Annotated in this window: 21 protein-coding genes; 14 read left to right on the top strand and 7 right to left on the bottom strand. The window is 55.4% G+C overall.

What is annotated here, in order from left to right; translation table 11 throughout:
- Nucleotides 1-44 precede the first annotated feature (44 nt).
- The 3 genes from G8764_RS12390 to G8764_RS12380 are packed head-to-tail and all read left to right on the top strand — an operon-like array spanning nt 45 to nt 3,629.
- A complete protein-coding gene (locus G8764_RS12390; RefSeq protein WP_166164948.1) occupies nt 45-1,373 on the top strand; it encodes an oligosaccharide flippase family protein in 1,329 nt (442 codons plus the stop codon).
- Between the two features lie 7 nt (nt 1,374-1,380).
- Nucleotides 1,381-2,457: a nitroreductase family protein gene (locus G8764_RS12385; RefSeq protein ID WP_166164947.1), complete on the top strand. Its 1,077-nt coding sequence runs from the start codon at nt 1,381-1,383 to the stop codon at nt 2,455-2,457.
- Nucleotides 2,454-3,629, top strand: a complete 1,176-nt coding sequence (locus G8764_RS12380; RefSeq protein WP_166164946.1) for a polysaccharide pyruvyl transferase family protein — start codon at nt 2,454-2,456, stop codon at nt 3,627-3,629. The genes G8764_RS12385 and G8764_RS12380 overlap by 4 nt, the downstream gene beginning before the upstream one ends.
- Here the strand turns inward: G8764_RS12380 and G8764_RS12375 are convergent.
- The 4 genes from G8764_RS12375 to G8764_RS12360 form a co-directional block, all read right to left on the bottom strand.
- Nucleotides 3,617-4,501, bottom strand: a complete 885-nt coding sequence (locus G8764_RS12375) for a glycosyltransferase (protein WP_166164945.1) — start codon at nt 4,499-4,501, stop codon at nt 3,617-3,619. The two genes, G8764_RS12380 and G8764_RS12375, sit on opposite strands and share 13 nt — an antisense overlap.
- Nucleotides 4,498-5,505: a glycosyltransferase family 2 protein gene (locus tag G8764_RS12370; protein ID WP_166164944.1), complete on the bottom strand. Its 1,008-nt coding sequence runs from the start codon at nt 5,503-5,505 to the stop codon at nt 4,498-4,500. The genes G8764_RS12375 and G8764_RS12370 overlap by 4 nt, the downstream gene beginning before the upstream one ends.
- Nucleotides 5,506-5,727: 222 nt before the next feature.
- Nucleotides 5,728-6,588, bottom strand: coding sequence for a carboxylating nicotinate-nucleotide diphosphorylase (nadC, locus tag G8764_RS12365; protein ID WP_166164943.1), 861 nt, complete (start codon nt 6,586-6,588; stop codon nt 5,728-5,730).
- A 77-nt stretch (nt 6,589-6,665) separates the two neighbouring features.
- On the bottom strand, nt 6,666-7,205 hold the full coding sequence (locus tag G8764_RS12360; protein WP_243748770.1) for a retropepsin-like aspartic protease family protein: 540 nt from the start codon (nt 7,203-7,205) through the stop codon (nt 6,666-6,668).
- Between the two features lie 226 nt (nt 7,206-7,431).
- Between G8764_RS12360 and G8764_RS12355 the strand changes: the two genes are divergently transcribed.
- The 3 genes from G8764_RS12355 (at nt 7,432) to ampE (ending at nt 11,783) form a co-directional block, all read left to right on the top strand.
- A complete protein-coding gene (locus G8764_RS12355) occupies nt 7,432-9,780 on the top strand; it encodes a DUF1631 domain-containing protein (protein ID WP_166164942.1) in 2,349 nt (782 codons plus the stop codon).
- A gap of 524 nt (nt 9,781-10,304) precedes the next feature.
- Nucleotides 10,305-10,874 carry a 1,6-anhydro-N-acetylmuramyl-L-alanine amidase AmpD gene (gene ampD, locus G8764_RS12350; protein ID WP_166164941.1) on the top strand — a complete coding sequence of 190 codons (570 nt, stop codon included), beginning with the start codon at nt 10,305-10,307 and terminating at the stop codon, nt 10,872-10,874.
- Nucleotides 10,875-10,946: 72 nt separating this feature from the next.
- The gene (gene ampE, locus G8764_RS12345) at nt 10,947-11,783 is read left to right on the top strand and encodes a regulatory signaling modulator protein AmpE (RefSeq protein WP_166164940.1); all 837 of its coding nucleotides are present in this window, start codon (nt 10,947-10,949) and stop codon (nt 11,781-11,783) included.
- A 28-nt stretch (nt 11,784-11,811) separates the two neighbouring features.
- On the opposite strand, the gene G8764_RS12340 is transcribed toward ampE, so the two are convergent.
- Nucleotides 11,812-12,810: an ABC transporter permease gene (locus tag G8764_RS12340; RefSeq protein ID WP_166164939.1), complete on the bottom strand. Its 999-nt coding sequence runs from the start codon at nt 12,808-12,810 to the stop codon at nt 11,812-11,814.
- A gap of 63 nt (nt 12,811-12,873) precedes the next feature.
- On the bottom strand, nt 12,874-13,755 hold the full coding sequence (locus G8764_RS12335) for an ABC transporter ATP-binding protein (RefSeq protein ID WP_166164938.1): 882 nt from the start codon (nt 13,753-13,755) through the stop codon (nt 12,874-12,876).
- A gap of 198 nt (nt 13,756-13,953) precedes the next feature.
- Between G8764_RS12335 and G8764_RS12330 the strand changes: the two genes are divergently transcribed.
- From G8764_RS12330 to groL, 5 genes are all read left to right on the top strand, one after another.
- Entirely contained in the window at nt 13,954-15,297 is a 1,344-nt protein-coding gene (locus G8764_RS12330; protein WP_243748769.1) for an AmpG family muropeptide MFS transporter, read from the top strand.
- A gap of 103 nt (nt 15,298-15,400) precedes the next feature.
- Nucleotides 15,401-16,420 (top strand): DUF481 domain-containing protein, encoded by a 1,020-nt coding sequence (locus G8764_RS12325; protein ID WP_166164937.1) that lies wholly within the window; start codon nt 15,401-15,403, stop codon nt 16,418-16,420.
- Nucleotides 16,421-16,500: 80 nt separating this feature from the next.
- On the top strand, nt 16,501-17,007 hold the full coding sequence (locus tag G8764_RS12320) for an FxsA family protein (protein WP_166164936.1): 507 nt from the start codon (nt 16,501-16,503) through the stop codon (nt 17,005-17,007).
- A gap of 197 nt (nt 17,008-17,204) precedes the next feature.
- Entirely contained in the window at nt 17,205-17,498 is a 294-nt protein-coding gene (locus tag G8764_RS12315; RefSeq protein WP_166164935.1) for a co-chaperone GroES, read from the top strand.
- 64 nt (nt 17,499-17,562) lie between these two features.
- Nucleotides 17,563-19,212 (top strand): chaperonin GroEL, encoded by a 1,650-nt coding sequence (gene groL / locus G8764_RS12310; protein WP_166164934.1) that lies wholly within the window; start codon nt 17,563-17,565, stop codon nt 19,210-19,212.
- A 451-nt stretch (nt 19,213-19,663) separates the two neighbouring features.
- On the opposite strand, the gene G8764_RS12305 is transcribed toward groL, so the two are convergent.
- Entirely contained in the window at nt 19,664-20,083 is a 420-nt protein-coding gene (locus G8764_RS12305) for a hypothetical protein (protein ID WP_166164933.1), read from the bottom strand.
- A 265-nt stretch (nt 20,084-20,348) separates the two neighbouring features.
- Here G8764_RS12305 and G8764_RS12300 point away from each other — a divergent pair, with 265 nt between their 5' ends.
- The 3 genes from G8764_RS12300 to sodB all read left to right on the top strand — a co-directional run bounded on the left by G8764_RS12300 (nt 20,349) and on the right by sodB (nt 23,420).
- The gene (locus G8764_RS12300; protein WP_166164932.1) at nt 20,349-21,068 is read left to right on the top strand and encodes a response regulator; all 720 of its coding nucleotides are present in this window, start codon (nt 20,349-20,351) and stop codon (nt 21,066-21,068) included.
- On the top strand, nt 21,065-22,540 hold the full coding sequence (locus G8764_RS22960) for an ATP-binding protein (RefSeq protein WP_166164931.1): 1,476 nt from the start codon (nt 21,065-21,067) through the stop codon (nt 22,538-22,540). Before G8764_RS12300 ends, G8764_RS22960 begins: the two co-directional genes overlap by 4 nt.
- Nucleotides 22,541-22,835: 295 nt before the next feature.
- On the top strand, nt 22,836-23,420 hold the full coding sequence (sodB, locus tag G8764_RS12290; protein ID WP_166164930.1) for a superoxide dismutase [Fe]: 585 nt from the start codon (nt 22,836-22,838) through the stop codon (nt 23,418-23,420).
- The last annotated feature ends 58 nt before the right edge of the window (nt 23,421-23,478 follow it).

Below are 23,478 nucleotides of genomic sequence, written 5' to 3'. Positions count from 1 at the left end.
AGCCGGGACTCTACTTTTAGTAGAATGGCATAGTCAAATAAAGCGTGAAAAACCAACTTGATACCGAATTACTATCGTCCGCATCCAAAATTCTTGGGAATCTATCGTGGCTGATAATTGAGCGCCTATTTGCTCTGCCCATGGTTTTGATCGTGAACATCGCCATCGCCAGAGACTTGGGTGCGTCGCTTTTTGGTACTCTGAATTACCTTCTGGCTATTACATCAATTATTCCGCCATTGGCAGCGTTAGGCTTAAATTCGATCATCATTCGCGAATTATCTGGTGCCGGTAGTGCTAAAGATGAGGCCAGAATACTAGCCAGCACACTGGTGTTTAGGTTGGGTGGAGCTGCTGTTGGGTGTCTTCTAAGTTTTCTATTATTGCCCTATTTGCGGATTCCGGGAGATCAAGTATATCTCTATGTTTTATTGGTGTTATCTAATTCGTTTTATTTTCTTCAGTTGTTCGACTTTTGGTTTCAGTACAAGGTTAAGTCAGCGCCAGTTTCTAGGTGTAAAATTTACATTGTTATAGCTTTTTCAATTCTCAAGTTGGCGGCTCTTTGGCTGGGTCATGGCCTGGAAGCTATTGTCGTTCTTCAGTCAGTGGAGTTAGTCGCTGTCAATTTGTCTTATGCTATTTTGTATCGCCTGTACAGTGGCGCATTAGATCTTCGTTTGGCCAATACGTCTTATGGAGTTTCGTTGCTTAAGCAATCCTACTGGTTGATATTGTCGGGCGTTGCCGCTGTTGTCTATCTCAAAGTCGACCAATTCATGCTGGGGCAGATGCTCGGAAGTGTGGAGGTCGGTGTGTATTCAGCGGCTGCACGGTTGTCAGAAGTTTGGTATTTTCTTCCAGTTGCGATAGTGCAGTCATTCTTTCCTCGCCTTTTAGAGATTGAGCGTATTGATGGGAACGCATATCGTCATAGCTTGCAGAAAATATGCGATCTGCTATTGGTGATTGCGTTTGTCTTGGCCGTTTTGGCTTCATTTTATTCAGAATTAATAATCGGCATTGTTTACGGTGAACAATATAGTGGTTCTGCTATGGTGTTGGCTGTGCACATATGGGCTGGCGTCTTTGTATTTATGCGCGCCCTTTTGAGTAAGTGGTTGATAGCAGAAAAGTTACTGTTTTATTCATTTGTAACCCAAGGGGTGGGCGCATTAGCAAACGTGCTGCTAAATTTGGTGTTGATTCCGGATTATGGGGTAGTGGGCTCAGCCTTTGCGACACTGCTTTCCTATGCGGGCGCGTCTTACTTTTCCTTGTTCTTGAGTCGAAAAACTATGCCTATGGCACGAATAATGACCTGCTCATTAATGTTGATTCCGACATTGGGGCGGCGGTACTGGGTCAGGTGATAAAGATATGAAGCGTTATATTAGGAGCTTAGTAGGACAAGACAAGATCAACAAATTCTTGGCGGCACTTCGATATGCTCGGCTAAGGATAGATCTCTCATTGATCAGACTATGTTCTTTAACTCGCTTTAGTGCTGGTTTGTATTACTTGTTCTTTAATCATGGATTTAAACGCGAACAGCAATCTGTTTTATGCGCAAGGCTGGCGTATCACAAGGAGGACGCAGCATCATTACAGACCTCAGCGTTGCTGAGAAGGAATACCCATAGGCTTGAAAAAGGCCTGATTATGCGTCCAAGAAAGTCTATTTTTGCTGAATCTTATATACGTGAAACTGTCGAATGTTATGCTCAGAGTATAAAGATTCCTGGCTTTTCTATTGAAGAGTTGAAGTGGGCCGGTGATGTGTTGCGAGAATACTTTCAGGTAGTAGATGACCCGTCTGTGGATGAACCCAGGACACTTTTTATGAGGTTGGATGTCGTCAGTAAGGAGCCCAGCATTTTATACTCGCCTTATGAGCGAGAGAGAGTGGCCCAATCTGGCATTAACTATGACAATCTTTTGGTGTTGTTTAAGCAGCGTAGGTCAGTGCGGTGGTATGAGGATAAACCAGTAGAAATTAACTTGATAAAGCAAGCTGTTACTGCCGCGAGCTATGCGCCGTCTGCTTGTAATCGTCAGTCATTTTATTTCTATCTGGTAATAGAGAAGGACAAGATTAAAGCTGTGGCTGATTGTGCGATGGGGACAGTAGGTTTTGCAGATAATATTCCTTGTCTCATTGTGGTCGTCGGGGATTTATCAGCTTATCCAGAGGATAGGGATAGGCACATCATCTATATAGACTCGGCTTTGGCCAGTATGCAACTAATGCTTTCATTTGAAGCTCTTGGCTTGAGTAGTTGCCCAATTAATTGGCCTGACATAGAAAGTCGTGAGGCACGACTGCAGAGGTTATTGGCTTTGCCGGATAGTTGTCGCCCGACTATGATGATTTCGGTTGGTTATGCCTTGGGTAAAGGTGGAATTCCCTATTCCCAGAAAAAGAATGCCGATACGCTGATAAAGGTGGTTGAGTGATAATTGAAGTTAAGGGCGTTCAGTTTGTTAATAAGGGCGCTGAGTTAATGTTGCTCGCTGTAGTTGAAAATCTACGGCGCACAAAATCCAAAATTGTTATCGCGCTCACACCGTCGAGAAATTCTCCCTATTTAAAGCGTTGCGAGCACTTGGCTCTGCAGAAAGTTTCGCTCAGAAAGGGCAGGTTTGATTTTAACTTTCTGTCATACTGGCTACCGAAGGGCGGCAGGCGCTGGCTGATGGATTCTCTTGGTATAGTGCTCGAAGCAGATATTGATATGGTGCTAGATGCATCGGGTTTTGCCTATGGAGATCAGTGGCGCAACGATTCGGTGCGTTATCTTTGCAGTGAAATTTTACGTTTTAAAAAAAATGACAAACCCTACATTTTTTTGCCGCAGGCTTTTGGGCCTTTTAGCGATAAAGCTGATGTAAAGCGATTAAATAAATGTTTTGGAAGTGCTGCCCATGTGTTTGTTCGAGATGAGGCAAGTTTGCAATTTGTTAAAGCAGTGATTGATTCGCCTAACGTCGAGCTGTTCCCCGATTTTACGAATTTACTAAACCCATCTAAAGGCTTAGGCTTCATCGATTCTCAGTATTCACTTGTGATTCCAAATGGCCAGATGCTTTCATCTAGAAATCTTTCTAATTCTCAATGGTTGGGTAATTACATACGTGTATTGGGTAAGTTTATTGAGGTCTCTCTGGAGAAGGGTTATCTGCCGGTTGTACTTAATCATGAAGGCAAGATAGATGACGAGATTTGTTCTGCTTTGATAGAGAGTTATGGTGATAGAATTAGTTATTTGGAGTTGGATAATGCTTTGGACGTTAAGCGGGCTATTCGTGATTCGGCTATAGTTTTTAGCTCACGTTTTCATGGGTGCGTGAGTGCGTTAACGCAAAAAGTGCCTTGCCTTTGCACTTCCTGGAGTCACAAGTATGAACTGTTGTTCAAAGATTATAACAAGGATAAATTTGTAGTTTCTCACAATGTAAGTCATTCAGATATGGTCGAACTATTTCAGGCAGCAATGCAAGAAAAGAGTAATGAAGCCTATTTGGCGCGGTGTGAGTATGATAAGGATAAATCACTTCAAATGTGGTCCAAAGTTCACGCGGTTATCGAGCATTACTCAGAGAATAGGGTTGAGAATCAAGTGTCCTGAAATTGTTTCCGCAGTTTGAAAGCCAAGCGCTCAATTGCCGGATAATTTTTTCGGAGGTAAAGAATGGTCAGGTTTTTATAGAGACCTGTATTTTTACCATACTCAAAAATCTTCTTTACGCTTATCTTAACATTTCTATTGCAGAGATCTCTGACGATGAGTTTTCGGCAGTCTGTTTCTGATAATAAATTCTTGTGCTTTTCCAGAAATTTCTTGCAGCCACTTCCTTCCGTGTCATAGGTTGTAATTCTTTCTGCTGAATGGGCCTTGTTGACGATCATAGAGTTGTTGCCAATCTTAATGGCAGGGCCATACTGATGGATGAGCCTTATCCACAAGTCATAGTCCTGCCACGCTGTCAATTTAGTGTCAAACATGCCTGAATTGATGAGTCTTTGCCGCGAAATAAAAATCTGATTACCGATTCTATTTTTCGATTTTACATCGCCCAGTGCTACTTCCTTGCTTTTCTCTTGGCTATGAAACATTCCGTAAATGTTTTTTTCGATTACAGTGCTGCAAAGAAAGCTGTAGCGTTTGTCGTGGTTATTTATAAAGGACTGGATTCGGAAGGGCAGCATGGTGTCATCGTCATCCAGGCCGGTGATGAATTCTCCGCGACTTTCTATGATTGCTCGGTTTCTGCTGGCGGGGGCGCCGAGGGGTGTTTCATTTTTCAGGTAGACAATATTGGAGTGCTTTGACTGGTAGTGTCGACAAAGAATTTCCGTGTCATCCGTTGATCCGTCGTCGACGATAATAATTTCGATGTTGTGGTAGGTCTGGGCCACGCATGAAGCCAAAGCCTGGTCCAGGAGGTCTTTCCTGTTGCGAGTAGGGATGTAAATGGAGACTAGGGGTTGGTTGCTCATGGAGTAAGTTCGTTCAGGAAGCTCTTAATTTTCAGGCTTCGCCGCTTTCTTTGGTGAGCGATAATATTTCGGGCTGGAGCCGAAGCGATAAGAGCGGCCAGTGTTTTAGTGAGCGATAGGCTAAGGGCGTATCGGTCTCTTTTGCGATCTTTCAATAGTATTGCTAACAATTGAGCAGCAAGCGATGGTTTCGATTTGCTATTTCCTGGTGTTATTGGCGTGAGCATTTGATTCAAATTATCAATCACTTCGCCCGCGTCTCGGAGCCCGTCCTGACGCTGTAAATATAGAGCGTAGGCAATATCTGTGCTGATGGCAGAGAGGCCAGAGTTGTGGGATTTGCTTATCGAGCCCTGGTGTTGCCGGTAGTAGTATAGGGTAGCCGGTATGTTGCACGCTTTCCCCACGTCCAGTGCACGCAGATACCAGTCGATATCCTCTGCACCGATCCGATCGAAGAGTTCCCTATAGCCGCCTACTTGCTCAAGTAGTTTCCGCCTAAACATAATGCTCGCGCCACAGAATAGCGAGGTCCTTCCTCGTGCTAACTGTCGACGTATGTCCTTGTCCGTAACGGGGTAAGTGTATTCAGCCTCGAGTTTCGGATTGAAGACCTTGGCACAAAAAGTGCCGCAAAAAAGAATGTCTTCATTTTTCTGAAGGTGTTGTAGTTGGGTCTCAAGGCGAAGTGGCGCGCTCCAGTCATCGGCATCTTGAAAGGTAATAAACTGGCCTTGAGCGCTCGAGAATAGCTTGTTGCAGGTTTTCAGGTATCCCAGGTTACCTGGGTTTTGGTAGCATTTGATGCGTTGGTCGGATAGCTCTTGTATTTTTTCCCACGTGCTATCTGTGGAAGCATCGTCAATGATAATTAATTCCAAATTGCTGTAAGTCTGGCTAAGGATGCTGTTGATAGCTGTTTGTATATAATGCTCAGCATTGTATGCAGCCATAAGCACGCTGATTAGTGGTTGGTTGTTTGCGGGTGTTTTGGGCTGGGTCATTGTCGGCTTGCGTTTAGTTTATATCAGTCACACCCTGCCATTTCAGGTGGTCCATCAACAGGTTTCGGGCCAGATTGTAAGTGTGTTCTAACGCCAGTTCGACGCACTGTTTTTCCAGCGCTAGCTGGCTCATGAGCTACATGGCGTAATCGAATTGGGCAAAGGCCAGGCAGCTTTTGCCCAGGCGTTGCAGCCTGCGCATATCTGCCAGGCCACGGCGGTCTACTTCCCACTAAACCGCATCGACAAATCCACCGCCTTGCAATCCTTGGTCAGGGCGCCGATGGAAATATAGTCCACGCCGGTCTCGGCGATGGGGCGCAGGGTTGCATCGGTGATGCCACCGGAGGCCTCCAGCTTGGTTTTGCCGCCAAATTCGCTCTTGTTCAGGGCCACTGCGGCGCGCAGGTCGGCCATGGAAAAGTTGTCCAGCATAATGATGTCGGCACCGGCACCCAGGGCTTCGCGCAGCTCCTGCATGTTCTCCACTTCTACTTCCACCGGTTTGCCGGGCTCCTGCTGGCGCGCGGTGCTGATGGCCGGGGTGATGCCACCGCAGGCGGCGATGTGGTTTTCCTTGATCAGGAAGGCATCGTAGAGGCCAATACGGTGATTGTAGCAGCCGCCACAGGTGACTGCGTATTTTTGCGCGGTGCGCAGGCCGGGGATGGTCTTGCGGGTGTCGAGCAGGCGCACCCCGGTGCCGTCGACCAGGTCGGCGTATTTGCGACTGACGCTGGCGGTACCGGACAGCAGTTGCAGGAAATTGAGGGCGCTGCGCTCGCCGGTGAGGAGTGAGCGGGCCGAGCCCTGCAGGCTGAACAGGTGGGTGTTGGCGCTGACCCGGTCGCCGTCCTTGACGTGCCACTGCACGGCGACGCTGTCGTCCAGCTGCCGGAATACTTCATCCACCCAGGCCTGGCCGGCGATGACGCAGTCGTCCCGGGTGATGATGGTGGCCGTGGCAGCTTCCTGCTCGGGGATCAGGCGGGCGGTGATGTCGCCGTCCTTGATGTCCTCGGCGAGGGCGATTCTGACACTGTTGACTCTGTCCTCGGCGAGACCGGGAATGGTATTAATCATGGGTGAAGCCTGTTTTTTTCGGGTTTGAATGTGCACCGGCCAGGGCGTGGCCGGCTGGAATTCTAGCAGTTCCTGGCTCAGCGGGCATCCGTTGGCTGGCGCAGGATCAACTGGCCCTGGCGCTGGCTGAATTCGATGTTGCGCAGTGCGCTCATACCCAGCAGCACGCCGTCGCCGCTCATGCCGGGGTTGATGCTGGCGGCCACATCGTAGAGGCGAATGCTGCCCAGTTGCAGGTTGTCCAGCCGGGTGCTGTAGACCGTCACCAGGCCGTTGGCGGTCATGGCGCGACCCGCCTGGCCGGCCTGCAGTTGCAGGCGCCGGGCCAGTTGCGCGGGAATCACCACGTCGGTGGCGCCGGTGTCCAGCAGAAAGGTGACCGCTTCGCCGTTGATCAGCCCGGAGGCGACGTAGTGATGCTGGCGGTTACTTTCCAGAATCACCTCCCGGTACTGACCGGTGTCGGCGCTAACGGGTTGTTGGTTGGGGTTGAGGAGCTGGCCCTCCCAGCTGCCAAACCACCAGGTCAATATACCCATCACCAACAGCCAAAAGACGATTAGCATACCCCTGCCCATGCCACGGGTGTCGGGTGAATTATCGGGGCTTTGCATCATTCCCTCATTTTAAGCATCAATCGCTAGGTGTTTTGGTAAAACTAGATCAAATAATTCTAACTGAAAGTGAATATTAGATCTTTTTGTGAAGTTGATCGCGAATGAGTAGTTTGGCACGACTCGCGGATATTTGCTGTTTTATACTCAGTACAAGTGAAAATCTATTGCCAGGATGTTGGGGTGACCGACCCGCACAGCCTGGTGTTAGCTCGGAGGAGCCCAGGTGTTGCAGAATTCGAAAAGCGCAAAGGTAGTGCCCATCGTCACAGGTGCTGTGCCTCGTCCGGTAGTGTCCCTGGCGCGTTTGCCGGCCGCGGTGCACCGGGTGCGGGAGAAAACGGCCCAGATTCTGCAGTTGGCCTTCAAAAACCTGTTTGAAGGCGCCGATGATGCACTGTTCGACCTGGCAGACAAAGCCACCAGCAATCAGGACCAGAACCTCTATTTCGAAGCCATGCGGGAAGTGCGGCTGCAGCGCCGGGATATCGAGCGGGACTTCTTCCTGGCGCTCGACAAGGCCTACGCGGTGCTGCTCAGTTCGTCCCTGCGCGAAGACGATGATGCCTCCCTGGATGTTTCCCTGGACGACCTGGCGCTGCTGGGCAACGACCAGCTTGAGTACCAGGTGGCGATTGACGGGATGGTGGCAAAGGCGCTGGAGAAGGTGGCCGAGCCGTGCCAGCACATTGCATTGCGTATCGATAGCCTGGTGCCGCGCAAGGTGTACCAGCAGAACAACCCGCTCGGGCCGGCGATTCTGTGCAAGAGCTACTGGTCGGTCATCGAGCCGCTGGACGTAGATATCAAGGCCAAGCTGATCCTGCTGAAACTGTTCGACAAGGCGGTTATTTCCCAGCTGGATAAAATATATACCGTCATCAACAACCTGCTGATTCAGCAAAATATCTTGCCCTCGCTTACCATCAAGTCCCAGCACCGCTCCCGCGGCAGGTCCATTTACCAGGTTAGCAGTGCCACCGCCGGTTCGGCCCGCAGTCCCGCGGCGAGGGGCCAGGAGCCGGAAACGCAAATGCTGTCCCAGTTGCGGCAGTTGTTGGGTGCCCATCAGGGTGGCGCTCACGGGGCCGCTCTGCCCAGTGAAACCCTGCTGCAGGGCGGCCAGGTGCTCGACACCACCCAGTTGACCCAGGCGCTGACCTCGGTGCAGCAAGCAGTGCCCGGCGGCAGCGTATCACACAGCCAGGCGCTGCTGGACAGCGCGCAGATTTTAGGGCTGATTCAGCGCCAGGGTTTGCCCGAGGCAAATTTGTCGTCAGTGGACAAGGACGTTATTCACCTGATCAATATGCTGTTCGAGTTTATTCTCGACGACAGGAACCTGCCGGCGCCCATGAAGGCCCTGCTGGTGCGCTTGCAAATTCCCCTGTTGAAAGTAGCGGTGGAAGACAAGAACTTCTTCAATGTTTCCGGCCACCCGGCCCGCCGACTGTTGAATGAGCTGGCAGTGGCCGCGCTGGGCTGGCAGGCCCCCGCTGAAGGGGAGCCGGACGATCCCTTGTATCGCAAGATCGCTGCCACGGTAACCACGGTACTGGCTGAATTCGAGTCGGATGTGGCTGTGTTCGAGACCTTGTTAACCGACTTTATCGCCTTCGTGGAGAAGGAGCGGCGCCGCGCCGGGGTGCTGGAAAAGCGTACCCTGGATGCTGAGGACGGCAAGGCCAGGGCGGACCAGGCCCGGGCCCGGGTGACCGAACAGTTGGCCGCCAGCACCCTGGGGCGGGCTCTTCCAGAGTGCGTCACCGAGATCCTCGAGGGCCCCTGGCATAACTATATGTTCCTGCTGTTGCTGAAATTCGGCGAGCAGAGCGAGCAGTGGCTCGCAGCCTGTGATACCGTCGACGACCTGATCTGGTCGGTGACCGCCGAAATGGATACCGATGGGCGAGGGCGCCTGATGTCGTTGTTGTCCGACCTGCTTGGCCAGCTGCGAGAAGGGTTTGAGACCATCGCCTACAACTCATTTGCCACCGGCCGAATGTTGAAAAGCCTGGAGCGAGAGCACCTGGCGCGATTGCGGCAGGAGGATGTGCCCAGGCCAGTTGCCGAGGACGCGGAGAAGCGTGCCTTGACGCCCGAGCAGCGCGCAGCTGCCAGCAGCAAGGCGGCGGGGACTGCCGCAGCAGACCGCGACGCCGTGGTGCTGGCGCCGGTTGCGAGCGGCCAGGGTGGGGTTGCCAGTGCCGGGGCTAGTGCCGGGGATAGCGCAGCGGAAGCTGCCGAGATTGAATCTGCTGCTGTGGCGGAAAACCGGCAGCATGTGGCGGAAAGCTGGCTTGAGCACGTCGACCGCCTGACCCAGGGTTCGTGGTTCGAAGCGGCAGAGCCTGGCAAGGCTCCCTATCGCTGTCGCCTGGCGGCGATTATCCGCTCTGTCGACCGGTTTATCTTCGTCAACCGCAACGGCATGAAAGTGACAGAGAAAAGCCGCGCTGATCTGGCCTGGGCACTGCAAGAGGGCCGCTTCCGTCTCCTCGATGAGGGGATGCTGTTCGATCGGGCGCTGGAGTCAGTGATCGGCAACCTGCGCGCCAGCCGCAACCGCCCGCGCTAGGAGCCTGTCGGACTTAGGTGCCCGTAGCGAGAGAAAGTCCGATTTGAGTCAGTTTTTAACCATTTTTGAGGCGAATAGTGGTTCTATTTAACGAGAAAATGGTTAAAAAATGGCCAAACTCGGCTTTTTCGCAGCAGGGCAACCCTAAGTCCGACAGGCTCCTAGTGCCGCCTAAGATATAGATACTCTCCGGCTCCACTGGTACTCGCTAAAGACAGTCATCCCCGCGCAGGCGGGGATCCAAATTCTGACATACGCTTAACCCATGGCATCCGGTGCCGGGCCGCAGTCTTTGCGGCATTACTAACCGGATTGCTCGCCGCATAAGCAAGTGCCACTTCTTTCCCAGCCACTCTTTCTTCAAACCAACGCCCCGCAGGACTTGGTAAGCGCCCCGCAGTGTGTAACTATTGTCCCGCATGGGTAGCCGCAACCGGCGGCTTCATGGATAGCCTTAACCGAAACCCTGAACTGAACCCCTGAATTGAAACTACAATGGGTCGCATGGCGGTCGCTTGAGCGGAATGCAAAATTTCACCCTGGATGACGATGGCTGGCTTGCCAGCCAAGCCAGGATTATTCCCTCCCCCAATTGCAATGAGCGCCCGGCCAGTTCGGCGGTGAGTTTGCTGGTGATACACAATATCAGCTTGCCACCGGGGCAATTTGGCAGTGGTTGTATCGAGCAGTTTTTCTGCAACCGGCTCGACCACGATGCCCACCCCTTTTTCCAGGAGATCAGGGGGGTCGAGGTGTCAGCCCACTTTCTTATCGACCGGGCCGGGCAGGTTACCCAGTTTGTACCGGTGACCCGACGGGCGTGGCACGCGGGGGTGTCGTCGTTTGCCGGCCGAGATGCCTGCAACGATTTTTCCATTGGTATCGAGCTGGAGGGTGAGGATAACCGCGCCTATACCAGTGCCCAGTACCAGAGCCTGGTGGCCCTGACGCAAACGCTGCAGCGGGCGTACCCGGCCATTACGTCCGATCGTATTGTCGGTCACAGCGATATCGCCCCCGGGCGCAAAACTGACCCGGGGCCAGCGTTTGACTGGCAGCGGTACCGCGCTGGCTTGCGGTCTGCGTCGGGTTAATACAAGTACCCAGAGGGCATCAGCGGCGCCATTATTGGCGCACACTAATTTTTTCGGCATGGAGTGGATGGCATGACATTTTTGGCAGTAGTGGTAGTGTTTCTGATTGTCCAGCTGGTGGACTCGGTGGAGGCGCTGCACGCAGACGGCTGGTATCGGGACTGGTCGGCGCGCACCCGGCGCTGGTTCGACAGCGCCAGGTTGATCCTGCTGGCCCAGCTGTTGCTGCCAGTGCTGGGGCTGTGGTTGTTGCTCGACCTGGTCGATGGCGTCTCCCTCTTGCTGTTGTTCCTGCTGACCGTGCCGCTGCTGATCTACAGCCTCGGTCGCGGTGACTTTCTGCCCTGGGTGAAAGGTTACCTGACGGCAGTGCAGCGCAACGATAACGAGATGGCGGCCGACTACGCCGAGCGCCTGGGGGCGGATATCCGCAGCGTGGATGACTGGCGGCAGCTGCACGCCAGGGTGCTGTGCCGCGCTGCCTACTGTGGCTTTGAGCGCTGGTTTGCGGTGCTGTTCTGGTTTGTACTACTGGGCCCGCTGGGGGCGGTGTTCTATCGGCTGGCGGCGCTGTCGTCACTCAACAGCAACAATCCGCTCGAAACCCGGGTGCTGGCTCTGCGTTTGCTGTGGTTGCTGGAGTGGCCGGCGGTGCGCCTGCTGGGGCTGAGCTTCGGCCTGACTGGCAACTTCTCCAGTTGTTATTCGCGCAGTCTTGGTACCTTGCTGGACACTAACAAGGGCTCGGCGGAGGTGTTGGAGTCGTATGTGCACGGTGCCCTCAACGTCAATGAGCAGGACCTCGCCACCGACGGAGTCACCGATCGGGAGATCGAAGCCCTGCAGCCACTGCTCAGTCGCACCCTGATACTGTGGATTTGCGCGCTGGCCATCCTGTCCTTGATCTGAGTGGCCTTTGATCTGGGCGGCCCTTGATTTACTCCGCCCGCCACTTGAATATAGCGGCCGAGATGGACAGGAACAGGGCGGTCATCCCCAGCATGGCCAGCAGGTGGTGGCTGACGTCCATCAGGCTGGCACCTTCGATCATCACGCTGCGCGCCGCCTGCACCATGTGGGTCAGGGGCAGCAGTTGCGCCGCCGAGCTCATCCAGGCGGGGGCGCCGTCCAGTGAGAACCAGACTTCCGATAACAGCAGCATGGGAAAGATCAGGAAATTCAGCAGGCCGTTGGCCAGTTCCTCGTTGGCGGTGCGGCTGGCGATGATCAGCCCCAGTGACAGCAGGCACAGGTTACCCAGCACGGCGATAAGAAACAGGGTGAAATAATTGCCCAGCATCAGGAAATTGAGAAAGAAGTCGGTGGCAACGTAGACGATGCAGCTGACTGCCAGCATGATGATCAGGCGCGATAGCATCTGTGCGGCGAGAAATTTCAGCGGCGACACCGGCGCTGCCTGCAACCGTTTCAGGACCCCGTTTTTGCGGTAGCGCACGATCACATAGCCGACCCCATAGAGGCCGCTGAACATCAGGTTCATGCCGAGAATGCCCGGTATTACCCAGTCCACATAGCGCACCTTCTGGCCGCTGACGGCCTCGCTGTGCCAGGGTTCGGCGCCGCCTTGCAGCAAATCGCGCAGCACCTTGGCCGGCTGGGACTCGGGATTGTACAGATAGCTGTGGCGCTCATCGTTGAGAATCAGCAGGTCAATCTGGTGGTGGCGCACACGCTGTTGAGCGGCGGCCAGATCGCTAAACACCACGGTCTCTATATAGTCGGCCTGCTGCATTGCTGCGGGCACGCTGTCGCTGGGGTAGAGGCCCACCTTGAACAGGGCCGGTTCGCTGCGGGAAAATGCCAACGCCACCACCGCGATAATCAGTGGCGGCATAATAAATGACCAGGCCAGCGAGCCGCGATCCCGGTAGTACTCCTTGTTGCGCGCGTAAAATAACGCCAGCAGTTGTTTCACTTGTTACCTCTTTCCATATCTGTCGGTTGCCCGTAATGGGGGAGCGCAGGCTGTCTGCGCCGCCTATTCGCGCAAACTGTGCCCGGTCAGTTTTAAAAACAGATCGTCCAGGGTCGGGTTGCGCACCTGCAGTGAGTTCAGGCGAGCGCCCTGCTCGATCAGCTGTTTCAGGGTCCGCTCCACCGAGGTGCTCTCGAAAATGACCTGGCCATTGTCGGCGTTGACCTTGCCCTCGAACTGGAAGTCGGCGGGCACATCGGCCTGGTTCAGGCAGACGAAGATGTGGTTAAAGTGCGAGCGCAACAGGGACTGGGGCGTGCCTTCGGCGATCACCTGGCCGCGATCCACGATTACCAGTTGGTCGCAGAGGCGCTCGGCTTCATCCATATAGTGGGTGGTGAGGACGATGGTTTTGCCGCGCCGTTTGATGCCCTCGATCAGGCTCCAGAAATTGCGCCGCGACTGGGGGTCGAGCCCGGTGGTGGGCTCGTCGAGGAAGATAATATCCGGGTCGTTGACCAGTGCCACCGCCAGCAGTACACGCTGGCGTTGGCCGCCGGACAGCTTGGCCGCCTGGTGGTGGAGAAACTCCTGCAGGTGGCAGAGCTTGGCCAGCTCGGTGATGGCCATGGGGCGCTGGTAAAAACTGGCGAACAGTTCCAGTACTTCCCGCACTGTGAGGTAGTCCATCAGCGAGGTGGACTGGAACTGAATGCCCGCTTCCTGTTTGAAGGCCGGGTTGTCAATCTGGCCCTTGTACAAAATTTCGCCGCTGCTGGGCTTGCTGATGCGCTCCATCATTTCGATGGTGGTGGTCTTGCCGGCGCCGTTGGGGCCCAGCAGCCCGAAGCAGGTACCGGCGGCAATGCTGAACGATATGCCGTTGACGGCTTTGACGTTTTTGAATTGCTTGTTGAGGTTTCTTACTTCAATGATCGGTGTCATCTGGCGCGCGGTGCAGGGTGAGAGAGCCGGCAGTATAGCAGGGCCAATTGAGAAACCAATTTTTGCCTGTGTCAGCGCCCGTGTCGGTGGCGGGCAGAAGGGCAGGCGGGGGCGGCAGGTTGCGGAATTGCCCCGCCGCGCTCGCACTGCCGCAGTTGTTCTGCTACCTTTGCCGGGTCTTCAGTTGCCAATCCCGTTATGACCCAAACAAGCCCATCCTGGTCCGAGGCCTTTCGGGTCTATCTGCACCCCCGCGTCATCACCATGTTTTTTCTGGGGTTTGCCGCCGGCCTGCCGCTGCTGCTGGTGTTTTCCACCCTCTCGGCCTGGCTCAGCGATATGGGCGTCAGCCGCACAGCCATCGGCTTTTTTGGCTGGGTGGGCATTACCTACTCGGTGAAAATATTCTGGGCGCCGATTATCGACCGGCTGCGTTTCCCGCTGCTGACCGCTCGCCTGGGACAGCGTCGCAGCTGGATCCTGCTGGGCCAGTTGGGGGTGATCGCCGGGCTAGTGGGTATGGCCATGCTCGACCCCCGGCAGCAGTTGCTGGCCGTGGCTGGCTGTGCGCTGCTGGTGGCATTTGCCTCGGCTACCCAGGATATCGCCATCGATGCATTTCGGATTGAGGCGGCAGTGCGGGAGTTCCAGGGCGCCATGTCCTCCACCTATATTCTCGGCTACCGCATCGCCATGCTGGCGGCCGGGGCCGGCTCGCTCTATATCGCCGAGTTTGGCAGCTGGGCGCTGGCCTACCTGGGCATGGCGGCGCTCATGCTGGTGGGGGTGGTTACCGTGCTGCTGGTGCCGGAGCCGCAACGAGCGCTGGCGGAAGGGGTGCAAGCGCTGGAACAGGAGCTGCATCGGCGCTTGCACCTGAGCGGGGCCAGCAACTGGCGTGCGCGGCTGGCGGCCTGGCTGGTGGATGCGGTGGTGGCACCCTTTGTGGATTTCTTCCGTCGCAATGGCAAGTTTGCCCTGACCGTGCTGCTGTTTATTAGCCTGTTTCGGCTCAGCGACATCGTCATGGGGATTATGGCCAACCCGTTTTACCTGGATATCGGCTTTAGCAAGGCGGAAATCGCTTCGGTGGGTAAGGTGTTTGGTTTCTTTATGACCATTGCCGGCTCTTTCCTGGGGGGGCTGCTGGTGGTCAAATACGGGGTCTTTAAGCCGCTGCTGGCCGGTGCAATGATGGTGGCGGGTACCAACCTGCTGTTCGCCAAGCTGTCTTTGGTGGGGCCGGAGCTGAGCTGGCTGGCGCTGGTGATCAGCGCCGATAACCTCAGTGGCGGGTTCGCCAATGCCGCTTTTATTGCCTACCTGTCTGGCTTGACCAACCGCGCCTACACCGCCACCCAGTACGCCCTGTTCAGTTCCCTGATGACGCTGCCGGGCAAGTTCACCAGCGGCTTTTCCGGCCTGGTTGTGGATGCCAGCAGTTACACCTCATTCTTCGTCTATGCCGCGGTGATGGGCTTGCCGGCCATCTGGTTAGCCATCGTGGTGATGCGCCGGGACAGGGCGTTGGCGCACCAGTAGCGCACATTCGGGAAGGTCGGCGGAATATTTACGTATTCCCTTTCAAATTAACGCTTCAATTCGATAGAATTGCCCGCTCTGCAAATTCTCAAGAGTTCACCCCATGCGATTTTTTACCGCAGCATCCACCTTGATGCTGGCCTGTTTTCTATTTTCTGCCGCTGCCAGTGCGGGTGAGCTGCTGCTCACCAATGGCGATCGGCTGGAAGGTAACCTGGTCCTGATTGACAAAACCACCGTCACCTGGAAGTCGACGGTATTTGGCAACCTGACGGTTGGCAAAAACCGGGTCGCCAACCTGAAGCTCGACAAGCCGGTGGTCATCCAGGGCCAGCGCGATCCCTGTGTCGTCGAGGGTATGACCGACTACTTCCTGGCCTACCGCTGCGGCAAGAGTACCTATATACAGCGCACCGAACTGTTGACCCTGGCGTCGGTTGAGCCTTACGTAGAGGATAAGGATAAGACTTACGAATACAACGGCGCCATGTCTGTGGCCGGTGTGCTCTCCCGTGGCAACAAAGTCGAGGATGACCTCGACGTCGATGCCATCGCCACGTTCCGGCACGGCAATTTCCGCCACATCAATGAAATAGACTACGAAGCCCTGTCGCGCAATGACCTGCCGGCGCTGGAAGACTACGAGTTGAGCTACCGCCTGGACTGGTTCTTTGACGAGAAGTGGTTCTGGTACAACGCCCTCGGCATGGGTATGGAAGAGTCGAAGAACATCAAGGAGCGCTACGAGTACGGTACCGGTCTGGGTGTACAGATGTGGGAAAATATCAATTCCGCGCTGGCGCTGGAGAGCGGTATCGACTTCGTCAAGGAGCGTTACGAGCAGGTTGTGAGCGATGACAAGGAGGCCGCTGCCTGGCGCTTTGCCACCCGCTTCCGCCACAAATTGCCGTTCAACATGGCGTTGGTGCACAGCAACGAAGTGCTGTACTCCCTTGAAGACAGTGGCGACTGGGAGTTGTCAGCGGATGTGGGCATCAGCTTGCCGCTGGGGCCGGGCCTGTTCTCCGAGTACAAGATCGAATACGACTACGACAACCAGCCGGCCGAGGGTACCAAGCGTGACGATACCAAGCTGACCATCGGTATCGGCTATAAGTGGTAGTCGGCCGGTTTAAAAACCGGTCCGGTGCCCCCATATTTCCTGTTTGAGCTTCAATAATCAGGCGACGCCTGGGGACATCTATGCCATTACTGCTGCTGTTTATCATTGTGCCCGTGGTCGAAATGTGGGTGCTGATCCAGGTCGGCAGTAAAATCGGCGCGCTCAGTACTATCGCCCTGGTTTTGCTGACGGCCATGATCGGCCTGGCACTGCTGAAACGGCAGGGCTTGGCGACCTTGCTACGGGCCAACCAGCGCATGGAAGCCGGTGAGTTGCCGGCCCAGGAGATGGTAGAGGGAATCTGCCTGGCGGTGGGTGGCGCCCTGCTGTTGACCCCTGGCTTTATCACCGATGTTATCGGTTTCGCCTGTTTGATCCCCGGTATTCGACAGTTGCTGTTCGGTCGCCTGTTGCAGCGAGTGATTACCGATGCGCTGGCCTCCGGCGGCCGCTTTTACTCCTATCGTCGCAACCCGGACGGCTCGGAGGAAATTATCGAAGGTGAATTTACCCGCCAAAACGACCCCGCTGAACCACTCGATCACCTGCGCGACCCCAATAGCCAAAAAAATAACTTAAAAAAGTAATTTTTTTTGCCCGGGGGTGTTGAAATCCGGATTCCGGGCCCCATCTCCCTACACACTTGGATTCTTTGCCCGGGAGCTCGTTTCCCTGGCTGGTCTTCCGCAAATGTTCATCCGGACAGGCGCGGGATTATCTTAAGCAACTGGGCTGTTCGCAGCCTGAATATTGTTCCAGAAACAGACGTTTTGGAGAGAAATAAATGAAAATTCGTCCTTTACATGACCGTGTTGTGGTTCGCCGTCAGGAAGAAGAAGCTACTTCAGCTGGTGGTATCGTGCTGCCAGGTTCTGCGAAAGAAAAGCCTAATCAGGGTGAAGTGGTAGCTGTGGGTAGCGGCCGCATTCTGGACAGTGGCGATACCCGTCCTGTCGACGTGAAAGTCGGTGACAAGGTTGTTTTCGGCAAATACGCCGGCAGCGACACCATTGAGGTTGATGGCGAAGAGCTGGTTATCCTCAGCGAAGGCGATATCAAAGCCGTAATCGAAGGTTAAGGGTTGGGCATTTCTGCTCAATCTGTTGAATTCATAAAAGTGCTTTAAAGAAGGAGCTACAAGAATGGCTGCTAAAATTGTTAAGTTTGGCGACGAAGCTCGTCAGGGCATGCTGGCCGGCGTAAACGTCCTGGCTGATGCGGTAAAAATCACTCTGGGACCAAAGGGTCGCAACGTAGTACTGGACAAATCTTTCGGTGCTCCTACTGTCACTAAAGACGGTGTTTCTGTTGCCAAGGAAATCGAACTGAAAGACAAGTTCGAAAACATGGGCGCACAGATGGTCAAGGAAGTTGCTTCCAAGGCTTCTGACGACGCCGGTGACGGCACCACCACTGCTACCGTTCTGGCTCAGTCCATTGTCAACGAAGGCCTCAAGTCTATCGCTGCTGGTATGAACCCGATGGATCTCAAGCGCGGCATCGACAAGGCGGTAATCGCTGCAGTTGCCCACATTAAATCCATTGCCCAGCCCTGTGCCGACGGCAAGTCTATTGCCCAGGTCGGTACCATCTCTGCCAACTCTGACTCCTCTATCGGTGACATCATTGCCGAAGCGATGGAAAAAGTAGGTAAAGAAGGTGTGATCACCGTTGAAGAGGGCAACTCCCTCGACAACGAGCTGGACATCGTTGAAGGTATGCAGTTCGACCGCGGTTACCTGTCTCCTTACTTCATCACCAACCAGGAAAACATGAGCGTCGAGCAAGAGTCGCCCTACATCCTGCTGGTTGACAAGAAAATCTCCAACATCCGCGAGTTGCTGCCAACTCTGGAAGCCGTAGCCAAAGCTGGCAAGCCGCTGGTTATCATCGCTGAAGACATCGAAGGCGAAGCCCTGGCGACCCTGGTGGTTAACAACATGCGCGGCATCGTTAAAGTTGCGGCCTGTAAGGCACCTGGCTTCGGCGACCGTCGCAAGGCCATGCTGCAGGATATCGCTACCCTGACTGGCGCTACTGTTATCTCCGAAGAAGTGGGCCTGGACCTGGATTCCGCTACCTTGGAGCACCTGGGTACTGCCAAGCGCATCACCATGAGCAAGGAAGTTACCGTGATAGTTGACGGTGCTGGCGAAGCTTCTGAAATCCAGGCGCGCGTTGCCCAGATCCGTGCCCAGATCGAAGAGTCTACTTCCGACTACGACCGTGAAAAACTGCAAGAGCGCGTAGCCAAGCTGGCTGGCGGTGTTGCTGTGATCAAGGTTGGTGCCGTCACCGAAGTGGAAATGAAAGAGAAGAAAGCCCGCGTTGAAGATGCCCTGCACGCTACCCGTGCTGCGGTAGAAGAAGGTGTGGTTCCTGGCGGTGGTGTTGCCCTGATTCGCGCTGTGGCTGCCATTGCTGACCTGACCGGTGACAACGAAGACCAGACTGCTGGTATCGCTATCGCTCGTCGCGCCATGGAAGCACCTCTGCGCCAGATCGTGACCAACGCTGGTGAAGAAGCCTCTGTTGTAACTGACAAGGTCAAGCAAACCACTGGCAACCAGGGTTACAACGCTGCCACCGGTGTATACGGTGACATGCTGGAAATGGGTATCCTGGATCCTGCTAAAGTAACTCGCACCGCGCTGCAAGCTGCCGGTTCAGTTGCTGGCCTGATGCTGACCACTGAGGCTATGGTTGCCGACGCACCGGAAGAGAAAGGTGCCGGCGGTATGCCTGACATGGGCGGTATGGGTGGAATGGGTGGAATGGGCGGCATGATGTAAATCATGCCCGGAGGGTTGACTTTTCTCGCTTCGATTTGAAGTGAAAATTACGCCCTCTGAACAGACATCCCCAAAAAACGGCTCACCTCGGTGGGCCGTTTTTTTTTACTTCACCACGTAGCCGCGGCCTTCCAGGCAGGCGCTGATGGCACGGCGGTAGTCTCCGGCCTGACTAGGAGCCTGTCGGACTTAGGGTTGCCCTGCTGCGAAAAAGCCGAGTTTGGCCATTTTTTAACCATTTTCTCGTTAAATAGAACCACTATTCGCCTCAAAAATGGTTAAAAACTGACTCAAATCGGACTTTCTCTCGCTACGGGCACCTTAGTCCGACAGGCTCCTAGGTTCCCTGAATTCGGCGCAGGGGGCGTAGTCGGTCTGCTCCACTGCCCACAGGTAGCATTGCGTTTGGCGGGGGCCTGTCAGGAGCAGGGTCCGGTTGTGTGCAGTGGGCTTATTGGGCGTTCTGCTTGCTCTGGCGCTTCTCCATACGCTCCAGGATGTGCTGGTATTTATCCAGCGGCATGCCGTTTTTGGCGAGCGCCTTTTCTTCCACCAGCGAGCCGTCCCGAGTGAGAATGGTAACGCTGTAGCCAGTGTCGGTCGCTAGCACCTGGCCGACCATCAGGTTCTCGTTGCCGTGCATGATCAGTTTCGCTTCGGCCAGGGTGCGAATCTGGTCGGCGTTGAACTCACGTTCCATCATCTCCCCGCGGTCTTTCTTAAAATGGTGGCCGCCTTGCATCATATGGTGGCCGCCGCGCTTGCCGCGATCGCAATCACCTCTTTCACCCTTCTCTCCTTGCTCGGCGTAAACCAGGCCGGTGGTCAATAGGGCGGAAAATACTCCGGCAATAATCAGTGACTTTTTCATAACGCTGCTCCTTTGCAGTGATTGGTTAGTGTGGCTATTCAATCACGAAGATGTATACGCAGTGTCTCGGCCTGGTCATAAATTGTATCAAAGTGTATCAAGCTCCAGTTTGGTGGCGGCCTGGCCCTGGCGGCCGTTACACTTTGATACAACCCCGCCAGTTCCGGCCTGTATAATGGAACTTGTCATTATTGGCGCTGAATCGTCTATACGCACTGAAGCTGTCTATAAATACTGAAACCCTGGCCAGGAAGTATCCAGACCCATGTCCCAAAAGCATATTCTAGTTGTCGACGACCACCGGGAAATCCGGGATTTGCTGTCGACCTACCTGCAGCAACACGACTACAAGGTCTCCCAGGCCGAGGGCGGTGAGCAGATGCGCGCCCTGTTGCAGGACCATGGCGCCGACATCGACCTGGTGGTGCTGGACTTAATGATGCCCGGTGAGGATGGCCTCAGCCTCTGTCGTTTCGTGCGCGAAAGCGGCGGCCCCCCGGTGATTATGCTCACCGCCATGAGCGAAGATGCCGATTGTGTGGTGGGGCTGGAGATGGGTGCGGACGACTACGTCACCAAGCCGTTTGTGCCCCGGGTGCTGCTGGCGCGCATCAAGGCGGTACTGCGCCGCCAGCCGCAGGGGGCTGCGCCGGTCGCGGGGGAGCAATCCGCGGTAGTACGTTTTAACGGCTGGGGTTTCGACCCGGACCAGCGCCACTTGATCAGTGCCGACGGTCTGCTGGTGCCACTCAGTAATACTGAATATACACTGCTCAAAGTTTTCCTCGAGCACCCGCAGCGGGTCCTGAGCCGGGACCAGATCCTCACCTTGACCAAGGGGCGGGAAGCCGACCCCTTTGATCGCAGCATCGATAACCAGGTCAGCCGCTTGCGCAAGAAGCTGGAGCCGGATCCGCAGCATCCGGCACTGATTAAAACGGTGTGGGGTGGCGGCTATATGTTTACCGGCAAGGTTGAATCGTGACCATTTCACCCACGGCCTGGTGGCAGCGGCTCTCGCGCCTGCTCTGGCCACGCACCCTGGTGGGCCAGATGGTGGCGTTGATCGTAGTGGCCCTGTTACTGGCCATGATCGCCAACGTCTGGGTCCTGTCCCGGGCGCACCAGAACTCCCAAATGGTGGCCAATGAGCGTTTTGTGGTGCGCCAGTTTGCCTCCCTGGTGCAGCTGCTGGAAAACACGCCGCCGGAGTTGCACGAAAAGGTGATCAAAGCCTGGCGCCAGCCGGGCCGGCAGTTCGGCTTTTCCCCGCAGCCCCCCATCGACAACAGTGGCGATGAGGCCGCACGGCGGGTGCTGCGTTCACTGCAGCAGGCGTTGGGGCAGGAGGCCTACCGCGATCGGGTTCGGGTTGACCTGCAGCTGGCCCGACAGCAGCCGGAACGAGGTGAGCGCTGGCCCCGCGGGGACGACGAGTATCGCCATCACAGGAATCGCCCGCACCAGATCGAGGCCGATGAGAGTGAGGGCGCGCCGTTTTGGCGGCGACCACCGAAGCGGGCCTTCGACCATTTCTCCATGGCGGTGCAGTTGAGCGATGGCCGCTGGTTTGTCAGCCGCCTCGCGGCGCCGGGTATCTCGCCGCTGGCAGCAATGCAAACGCTCACCTTCCTGTTACTGGCTGCCGTGCTGGTACTCTTGCCGGTGATTTGGCAGATGCGCCGCATCGCGCGGCCACTGCGGGACCTGGCCCAGGCTGCCAGTGATCTCGGCCGCGGCCGCAGCGTGGCGCCGCTGCCACTGCGGGGGCCGCAAGACGTGCAGGATACCGTGGCGGCCTTTAACACCATGAATGAACGGCTGGATCGCTTTGTTTCCGAGCGCACCCGCATGCTGGCGGCCCTGTCCCACGATTTGCGTACCCCCATGACCAGTATGCGCCTGCGGCTGGAATTGATGCCGCCGAGCGAGGAGCGGGACAAGTTGATCGCCAGCCTTGAAGAAATGCAGCAAATGGCCGAGGCGACCCTGTCTTTTGTGCGCCAGGCCGGCGACCAGGAAGCGCTGCAAAAAGTCGATTTGAACGCACTGCTGGGCAGCTTGTGTGATGACCTTGCCGCCCTGGAGCAGCCGGTCAACTATGCCGATACAGGTGCGCAGACACTGATGTGCCGGCCGGTCAGCCTCAAGCGCGCCCTGCGCAACCTGATTGAAAACGCGGTGCGCTACGGCGGTGCCGCCGATGTGTCGCTCAAACGCCAGGGCAACAGCCTGGTGGTCGCTGTGCGTGACTCCGGGCCGGGGATTCCGGAGGCGGAGATGGAAGCAGTCTTCGACCCGTTTTATCGGCTGGAGTCGTCCCGCAATCGGGAGACCGGGGGCATGGGGCTGGGGCTGTCCATCGCCCGCCAGATCATCCACAGCCACGGCGGTCAGCTTACTCTCACCAATACCCACCCCGGTCTCAAGGTCAGCGTATCCCTGCCGGTGCAGTAGGCGGCGGCAGAGGGCGGCGGCACAGGCAATTGGCACAGGTAATTAAAGTTAAAAAATACCGCCTGATTGCCTTATACTAGGCGCAGTTCCGTAGATTTGACTAATCACCGTGGCCTGATTTTTCGCCCTGGGTTGTTGCACCTCCTCCCGCAGAGCTCGCTACTGCTCGTCGGCGCGCCCAGCCTGACAACAGAACCTGACAACAGGGCCTGGCTTAAAATCACTACTGCCAATTTACGGGACGGAAGACGAGCAAACGGATTCTACATTCAGTAAACCAACGAGGAATCGATTAATGTCATTCGAATTACCGGCTTTACCCTACGCCCAGGATGCTCTGGAACCCCATATCTCTGCTGAGACCCTGGAATACCACTACGGCAAGCACCACAAAACCTACGTCGATAAGCTCAATGGCCTGGTGCCTGGCACCGAGTTTGAGGGTAAGTCTCTGGAAGAAGTGGTCAAGTCTTCCTCTGGCGGAGTCTTCAACAACGCTGCGCAAATCTGGAATCACAGCTTCTACTGGAATTGCCTCAGCCCCAACGGCGGCGGCGAAGCCACTGGTGCTGTAGCGGCAGCCATCGACAAGGCCTTTGGTTCCTTTGCCAAGTTCAAGGAAGAGTTCACCAACAGTGCGATCAACAACTTTGGTTCTTCCTGGACCTGGCTGGTGAAAAAAGCTGACGGCAGCGTGGCAATTGTCAATACCAGCAATGCCGCCACTCCGCTCACCGACGCCAGCGTAACCCCAATCCTGACCGTCGACCTGTGGGAGCACGCCTACTACATCGACTACCGCAATGCCCGGCCGAAGTATATGGAAGCTTTCTGGGCGCTGGTTAACTGGGAGTTCGTCAACGCCAACTTTGCTGGTTAATCATTTCGTCTTAGTGATAGACTCTCGCCATACTCTGGGCGGCCGCCAGCCGGCGGCT

Origin of the sequence: Pseudomaricurvus alcaniphilus, from assembly GCF_011440395.1 — a bacterium.
GTDB lineage: Bacteria > Pseudomonadota > Gammaproteobacteria > Pseudomonadales > Cellvibrionaceae > Pseudomaricurvus > Pseudomaricurvus alcaniphilus.
Note: the sequence above shows the minus strand (reverse complement) of the source record. Positions and strands in the feature narration are given on the sequence as shown.

Coding starts and splice junctions, on each gene's coding strand:
- G8764_RS12385 (WP_166164947.1), top strand. CDS start 1,381: ATGAAGCGTTATATTAGGAGCTTAGTAGGACAAGACAAGATCAACAAA.
- G8764_RS12375 (WP_166164945.1), bottom strand. CDS start 4,501: ATGAGCAACCAACCCCTAGTCTCCATTTACATCCCTACTCGCAACAGG.
- G8764_RS12370 (WP_166164944.1), bottom strand. CDS start 5,505: ATGACCCAGCCCAAAACACCCGCAAACAACCAACCACTAATCAGCGTG.
- nadC (WP_166164943.1), bottom strand. CDS start 6,588: ATGATTAATACCATTCCCGGTCTCGCCGAGGACAGAGTCAACAGTGTC.
- G8764_RS12360 (WP_243748770.1), bottom strand. CDS start 7,205: ATGATGCAAAGCCCCGATAATTCACCCGACACCCGTGGCATGGGCAGG.
- ampD (WP_166164941.1), top strand. CDS start 10,305: ATGCAAAATTTCACCCTGGATGACGATGGCTGGCTTGCCAGCCAAGCC.
- ampE (WP_166164940.1), top strand. CDS start 10,947: ATGACATTTTTGGCAGTAGTGGTAGTGTTTCTGATTGTCCAGCTGGTG.
- G8764_RS12335 (WP_166164938.1), bottom strand. CDS start 13,755: ATGACACCGATCATTGAAGTAAGAAACCTCAACAAGCAATTCAAAAAC.
- G8764_RS12330 (WP_243748769.1), top strand. CDS start 13,954: ATGACCCAAACAAGCCCATCCTGGTCCGAGGCCTTTCGGGTCTATCTG.
- G8764_RS12325 (WP_166164937.1), top strand. CDS start 15,401: ATGCGATTTTTTACCGCAGCATCCACCTTGATGCTGGCCTGTTTTCTA.
- G8764_RS12320 (WP_166164936.1), top strand. CDS start 16,501: ATGCCATTACTGCTGCTGTTTATCATTGTGCCCGTGGTCGAAATGTGG.
- G8764_RS12315 (WP_166164935.1), top strand. CDS start 17,205: ATGAAAATTCGTCCTTTACATGACCGTGTTGTGGTTCGCCGTCAGGAA.
- groL (WP_166164934.1), top strand. CDS start 17,563: ATGGCTGCTAAAATTGTTAAGTTTGGCGACGAAGCTCGTCAGGGCATG.
- G8764_RS12305 (WP_166164933.1), bottom strand. CDS start 20,083: ATGAAAAAGTCACTGATTATTGCCGGAGTATTTTCCGCCCTATTGACC.
- G8764_RS12300 (WP_166164932.1), top strand. CDS start 20,349: ATGTCCCAAAAGCATATTCTAGTTGTCGACGACCACCGGGAAATCCGG.
- sodB (WP_166164930.1), top strand. CDS start 22,836: ATGTCATTCGAATTACCGGCTTTACCCTACGCCCAGGATGCTCTGGAA.